The 6,249-nt window shown below is 64.2% G+C and carries 7 protein-coding genes and 2 pseudogenes; 2 read left to right on the forward strand and 7 right to left on the reverse strand.

Annotated elements, in window-relative coordinates:
• The 3 genes and pseudogenes from WCB02_RS08710 to def all read right to left on the reverse strand — a co-directional run.
• Positions 1-84, reverse strand: a pseudogene (locus WCB02_RS08710) (tRNA pseudouridine(38-40) synthase TruA); the annotation flags it as partial.
• Positions 84-1,016 (reverse strand): methionyl-tRNA formyltransferase, encoded by a 933-nt coding sequence (fmt, locus tag WCB02_RS08715; protein WP_423957542.1) that lies wholly within the window; start codon positions 1,014-1,016, stop codon positions 84-86. The pseudogene WCB02_RS08710 and the gene fmt, both read right to left, overlap by 1 nt.
• Positions 1,017-1,220: 204 nt before the next feature.
• On the reverse strand, positions 1,221-1,748 hold the full coding sequence (gene def, locus WCB02_RS08720) for a peptide deformylase (protein WP_423957543.1): 528 nt from the start codon (positions 1,746-1,748) through the stop codon (positions 1,221-1,223).
• A 170-nt stretch (positions 1,749-1,918) separates the two neighbouring features.
• On the opposite strand from def, the gene WCB02_RS08725 reads away from it, so the two are divergent.
• Positions 1,919-3,127, forward strand: coding sequence for a DNA recombination protein RmuC (locus tag WCB02_RS08725; protein ID WP_423957544.1), 1,209 nt, complete (start codon positions 1,919-1,921; stop codon positions 3,125-3,127).
• A 103-nt stretch (positions 3,128-3,230) separates the two neighbouring features.
• On the forward strand, positions 3,231-4,610 hold the full coding sequence (locus tag WCB02_RS08730; RefSeq protein WP_423957545.1) for an AmpG family muropeptide MFS transporter: 1,380 nt from the start codon (positions 3,231-3,233) through the stop codon (positions 4,608-4,610).
• 9 nt (positions 4,611-4,619) lie between these two features.
• Here WCB02_RS08730 and WCB02_RS08735 read toward each other — a convergent pair whose 3' ends face one another.
• From WCB02_RS08735 to WCB02_RS08750, 4 genes and pseudogenes are all read right to left on the reverse strand, one after another.
• Entirely contained in the window at positions 4,620-5,063 is a 444-nt protein-coding gene (locus tag WCB02_RS08735) for a hypothetical protein (RefSeq protein WP_423957546.1), read from the reverse strand.
• A 25-nt stretch (positions 5,064-5,088) separates the two neighbouring features.
• Entirely contained in the window at positions 5,089-5,691 is a 603-nt protein-coding gene (gene recR, locus WCB02_RS08740; RefSeq protein WP_423957547.1) for a recombination mediator RecR, read from the reverse strand.
• Positions 5,692-5,709: 18 nt separating this feature from the next.
• A complete protein-coding gene (locus WCB02_RS08745) occupies positions 5,710-6,030 on the reverse strand; it encodes a YbaB/EbfC family nucleoid-associated protein (RefSeq protein ID WP_423957549.1) in 321 nt (106 codons plus the stop codon).
• Between the two features lie 19 nt (positions 6,031-6,049).
• A pseudogene (locus tag WCB02_RS08750) lies at positions 6,050-6,249 on the reverse strand (DNA polymerase III subunit gamma/tau); the annotation flags it as partial.

Raw genomic sequence — 6,249 nt, forward strand, 5'->3', positions numbered from 1 at the left:
CTGCACGGTCGGGGCATTGTCCTGGATCTGCCAGCCCGAGAATGGCGTGCCGTCATATTCGATGGTGAGCTTGTAGCGGGGCATCAGGCGAGCCGCATCGGCGCCCTCAGCGGCGTGCCGCGCAAAAATTCCGCCGATTTCATCGGCGCCTTGCCGGCGCGCTGCAGCTCGAGGATGCGGATCGCGCCGTCGCCGCAGGCCACGGTGAGGTGATCGTCGAGCACCGCGCCCGGCGCGCCCAACCCTTCGGCCGGCGCACAGCGCAGGATCTTGACGCGTGCCGGCTGGCCGTCGAGCGGCATCTCGCACCAGGCGCCGGGGAATGGCGACAGCCCGTGAAGGTGGCGCAGCACCTGATGCGCCGGCTTCGTCCAGTCGATCCGCGCCTCGGCCTTGTCGATCTTGGCGGCGTAGGTGACGCCCTCGCCGCTCTGTTTGGTCAATTGCAGCGCGCCCCGCGCCAACGCCGCCATCGCGCGCGCCATCAAATCGGCGCCAAGCGGCGCCAGGGCATCGTGCAGATCGGCCGCGGTCATCGTGTCCGAGATCGCGATGCGCTCGGCCATCGCGACATCGCCGGTATCGAGACCTGCGTCCATTTTCATGACCATGACGCCAGTCTCGGCATCGCCTGCCATGATGGCGCGGTTGATCGGCGCGGCGCCACGCCAGCGCGGCAGCAGCGAGGCATGCAGGTTGAAACAGCCGAGTTTTGGCGCATCGAGAATCGCCTGCGGCAGGATCATGCCATAGGCGACGACCACCGCCGCGTCGGCGCCGTGCGCGCGAAATTGCTCGAGCGCCTGCGCGGTCTTCAGCGTCTTCGGTGTGATCACGGGGATGCCGAGCCGCCGCGCCTCGACTTCGACCGGCGTCGGCTGCAGTTTCATGCCACGGCCGCCCGGCTTGGGCACGCGCGTATAGACGGCCGCGATCTCATGGCCGTGCGCCACCAGTCCGAGAAGCGTCGGCACCGCGAAGTCCGGCGTGCCCATGAAGATCAGACGAAGCGGCATGGCCTGGAAAATTCCCTAAGGAAGCTGCGATTTTACGCCGTCATGGCCGGGCTTGTCCCGGCCGTCCATGTTCTTGCCCCGAAAAGAAAGACGTGGATGCCCGGGTCTCAGGCTAGCGGAAGCGACGCCGTGCTTCGGACGGCTATGCCCGGGGGCATGACGATTGAGAGAGTCGACCATGCCCCGACCGAAAGCCTACGGCCCCTAATCCTCCGCGCGCTTGGCAGCCTTGGAGAATTTCTTCAGCACCCGGTCGCGCTTCAGCTTCGACAGATAATCGATGAACAGGACGCCGTTGAGATGATCGATCTCGTGTTGGATGCAGGTGGCGAACAGCCCCTCGGCGTCTTCCTCATGCACCTTGCCGTCGAGATCGGAGAAGCGCACCCGCACCCGCGCCGGCCGCTCAACCTCCTCGTAATATTCGGGAATCGACAGACAGCCTTCCTCATAGACCGACTTGTCCTCCGACGAGGACAGGATCTCGGGGTTGATGAAGACGCGCGGCAGGTGCTTGGTCTCGCCGTTTTCGTCGGGCTTGGCGAGGTCCATCGTGATCAGGCGCACGGGTTCGGCGACCTGGATGGCGGCCAGCCCGATGCCGGGCGCCTCATACATGGTCTCGAACATGTCGTCCGCGAGCTTGCGGATCTCCGGAGTCACCGTGGCAACAGGCCTGGACACCAGCCGCAACCGCTTGTCCGGCAGGATGATGATTTGTCTTAGGGGCATGGCGGGCGATTTAAGCGGTTGATTTGCCGGGGTCAATGCGACGGGGAACCTGTTAACCCCTGGTTAGCCATGAAAATCAACGCTTCGTTAACCATAAAATTTTACCATCTATTCACCAAAAATGTTCGCCCTTCGTTCGTGGCGCCGCGCGAATCGGCTACACAGGCGGCATGAACCAGATTCTCTTCCGACTCGGCGACTGGCCGGTCCACATCAGCGACCTAGCGATCGGCGCTGCCGGGCTGGCGCTGTCGCTGCTGGTGATCCTCACCATCGTGGTGGCGCGGTCGGGACGGCGCGGGGCCGAGTTCGCGATGGCGCAGGCGATGCGCGCCGACGAACTCGAATTGCGGCTGTCCGACATGATGCGGGCGCAGAGCGAGGCCAACGGCCGGGTCGATGCGATGGCGCAGTCGCTGTCCGGGCGCCAGGCCGAGATGGCGCGCGCCGTCAACGAGCGGCTCGATTCGGTCACCCACCGCGTCGGCCAGTCGATGGAGCAGACCACCCGCAACACCATGGACAGCCTGCGCGTGCTGCATGAGCGGCTCGGCATCATCGACAATGCGCACAAGAATCTTACCGAACTGACCTCGCAGGTCACGACCTTGCGCGACGTGCTCGCCAACAAGCAGTCGCGCGGCGCCTTCGGCCAGGCCCGGATGGAGGCGATCGTCCAGGACGGACTGCCGCGGGGCGCCTACGAATTCCAGTTCACGCTCTCGACAGGCAAACGGCCGGATTGCGTGGTGTTCCTGCCGGACCAGCGGCCGCTCTGCATCGACGCGAAATTCCCGCTGGAAGCGATGACGGCGCTGCACGACGCCCGCGGCGACGACGAACGCAAGGTCGCGGCGCAGCGGCTGCGCACGGACGTCATGAAGCATGTCAACGATATCGCGGAAAAATATCTGATCGCGGGCGAGACCCAGGACACCGCGCTGATGTTCGTACCGTCGGAATCGGTCTATGCCGAAATTCATGACGGCTTTGACGAGATCGTGCAGAAGGCCTATCGCGCCCGCGTCGTCCTGGTGTCGCCGTCGCTGTTGATGCTGGCGATCCAGGTGATGCAGCAGATCCTGCGCGACGCGCGGATGCGCGATGCCGCCGACCAGATCCGCACCGAGGTGCTCAATCTCGGCGACGATCTCGGGCGCCTGCGCGAGCGCGTGCTGAAGCTGCAGAAGCATTTTGGCGACGTCAATGAGGACGTCCGACAGATCCTGATCTCTGCCGACAAGATCGAGAAACGGGCGGGGCGGATCGAGGAACTCGACTTCAGCAAACCCGACACACCACTCGAGCCGCCGCGACTGGTGAAATCGGCGACGTCGGACCTGTTCCCCGCGCCGATCAAGCTGCAGGCGGGCGAGTAGGTTTGCGTCAATGAGGTAAGCACAGAGGCACTACGCTCACTGTCATCGCCCGCTTGACGGGGCGATGGCAGTGTTTCCCCGGCGAATATGCTAACACCTCTCCATGACAGCACCAGAAGCCACGCCCGCATCATCCGAGAGTCACGCAGCTCCCCCAGCCTCATGGCGCGACGGGCTCGCGGTCTATCTGCAGCGCCGGGTGCTGGTCGTGATGTTGCTGGGATTTTCAGGCGGCCTTCCGTTCTCCCTTGCCGGGCAAACACTGCAAGCCTGGCTGACGGAAAGTGGCGTCAATATCAAAACCATCGGGCTGTTCGCTTTTGTCGGGACGCCCTATTGGGCCAAGGTATTCTGGTCTCCGGCAGTCGATGCCATTGACATACCCGTGCTGACACGGCTGCTCGGTCGGCGCCGTGGATGGTTGTTCCTGACTCAGCTCATGCTGATCGCCGCCACCCTGTTGCTTGCCTGCTGCGACCCGTTGAAGGCGCCGGGCCTCGTGGCAGTTGCGGCGCTGCTGGTCACGACGGCCTCTGCTACGCAGGATATCGTCATCGACGCATTCCGGGTCGAGAGCCTGACGGAGCCGGAACAGGCCGCCGGCATGGCTTCCTACGTTGCCGCCTACCGAATCGCAGCCTTGGTCTCGGGCGCCGGTACGTTGTTCCTTGTCAGCGGCTTTGTCAGCTTGGGTTTCGGGCAACAGCAGGCCTATGGCGCTGCCTATATTGCGATGGCCCTTCTGATCATCGTCGGCTTGGCCGCGACCTTTCTCGCCGTCGAACCGGCATCCTCGGCCAAGGCCAGCGTCGAGCATGTTGCTCATATCGACGAAAACGCGGCACGGCGCGTTGTCGAGGTTGCAATCGCGAGTCTCAAGGACTTTCTCTCGCGTGATGCAGCAATCGCCGTCCTTTTGTTCGTTACGCTGTTCAAGCTTTCCGATGCACTGGCGACCGCGCTGAACACGACTTTCGCGCTGAAGATCGGCTTCACGCGCATTGAGCTTGCGACCATCCTCAAGGGCGTCGGTTTTGCGGCTTCGCTGGCCGGCGGTTTTGTGGGGGGCTTCGTCGCCCGCTCGTTTCCGTTGAGCACGAGCCTGTGGATCGGCGGCGTCCTCCAGGCGCTCGCCATTCTGGCCTTCTCCTGGCAGGCCGTGGTCGGCGCCGACCCGGCGTGGCTGACATTTGCCATCACGGCGGAACAATTCACCGCGGGCCTGGGCACAGTGACCTTCGTTGCCTATCTTTCGGCATTGTGCGGGAACCCCCTGCATACCGCGACACAATACGCGCTATTGACCGCATTGGCGGCGCTGGGGCGCAACGTGTTTGCAGCCGGCAGCGGGTATATCTACGATGCGACCGGCTGGTTCAGTTACTTCTTGATTTGCGCCGCCTCGGCGATTCCGAGCTTCGTGCTCCTCGCCTGGCTGCAGCGCCGCGGACATTTCGAGGCGCTCGAGGCGGCGAAGGTTTAGCGCCGACATCTAACGCGTCGTCACCACGCGCCATTTGGAGACCACGGCTTCGCTCATCTCGCCGGCGTCCTGCGCGCAGGCGATCTCGTCGACCTTGATCGAGATCTCCTTGCCGACGAGGGCCCGCAGCTGCGCGACCTGCGCGTCGTTCCGGGTGATGATCTCGAAGGTTTCCGGTCCGGTTTCCAGGTTGCACAGGCCGCTCGGCGGCGGCAGCCGCCGCGGTTCGCTGGTGATCTGATAGGTCGCGACAGGCTTGCCCTCCTTGCCGTGACGCACCCGCATGGTTTCGAGTTCGCCCGACAGCACATCGCCGGTCCTGATCAATTTTCCGGCTTTTGGAGCTGGCTCCGCCGCCGGCCCGGCTTGCTGGCCACGCGCCGCTGATGCTGCCAGTGCGGCCGCCATGATTGCGACACAAGCCGAGCGTTTGGCGAATCGTGGTTTCGTCATGTCGAAATTTCCCGCTTGTGTCTGGCTAGAACAGCGTGCGCTGACGCATCGCTGCAGATAGCGTACCTTCGTCGAGGTAATCAAGCTCGCCGCCGACCGGCACACCGTGCGCCAGTCGCGTCACCTTGACGTTGGCGTCCTGCAACAGATCGGTGATGTAATGGGCCGTGGTCTGTCCATCCACGGTTGCATTCAGCGCCAGAATGATTTCGCTGATACGAGGATCATGCGCGCGGGCGATCAGCGCGTCGATGGTCAGATCCTGCGGGCCGACGCCGTCGAGCGGCGACAGCGTGGCGCCGAGCACGTGATAGCGCCCGTTGGTTGCATTCGCGCGCTCCAGCGCCCAGAGATCGGCGACATCGGCGACCACCACGATGATCGCGCCGTCGCGGCGCGGATCGGTGCACAGCGTGCAGGGATTCTGCGTGTCGATATTACCGCAGGTCTTGCAGACCTGGATCTTGTCGATCGCGACCTGCAGCGCGGAGGCCAAGGGTGTCATCAAGGCTTCGCGCTTCTTGATCAGGTGCAGCGCGGCGCGCCGGGCCGAGCGCGGGCCGAGCCCGGGCAGCCGCGCCAGAAGCTGGATCAGCCGTTCGATCTCGGGACCGGCAATGGCGGACATGTCTATCCAAGGCCAAATCTAACCAAGGCCGAGGCCGGGCGGCAGGCCGAGACCGCCGGTCAGGGCCTGCATCTTCTCCTGCATCGCGACCTCGGCCTTGCGCCGCGCATCGCCGCAGGCGGTCACCAGCAGGTCCTCGAGGATCTCACGCTCCTCCGCCTTCATTAACGACGGGTCGATCTTGATCGCCTTCACTTCCATCTTGGCGCTCATGCGCACCGACACGAGGCCGCCGCCGGACATGCCCTCGACCTCGATCAGGCCGAGTTCGTCCTGCATCGCCTGCATCTTGGATTGCAGCTGCGCCGCCTGTTTCATCATGCCGAGAATGTCGGGCATCGTTTTTTCCTTAGGTGGCCTAATCGCGGTCAAAACCCTCGCCGACGTCCTCGCTGCCGAGTTCATCGACACTCATATCGGTATCCGCCGGCTCGGGGGCAAGCTTGCGCACTTCGACCACCCGCGCGCCGGGAAAGCGCGCCAACACTTCCTTGACGCGCGGGTCGGCCTCGGCGGCGCGCTCGCGCTGGCTCTTCTCGACCAGGCTCAATTCGCGCA

Origin of the sequence: Bradyrhizobium sp., from assembly GCF_049581145.1 — a bacterium.
Taxonomy (GTDB): Bacteria; Pseudomonadota; Alphaproteobacteria; order Rhizobiales; family Xanthobacteraceae; genus Bradyrhizobium.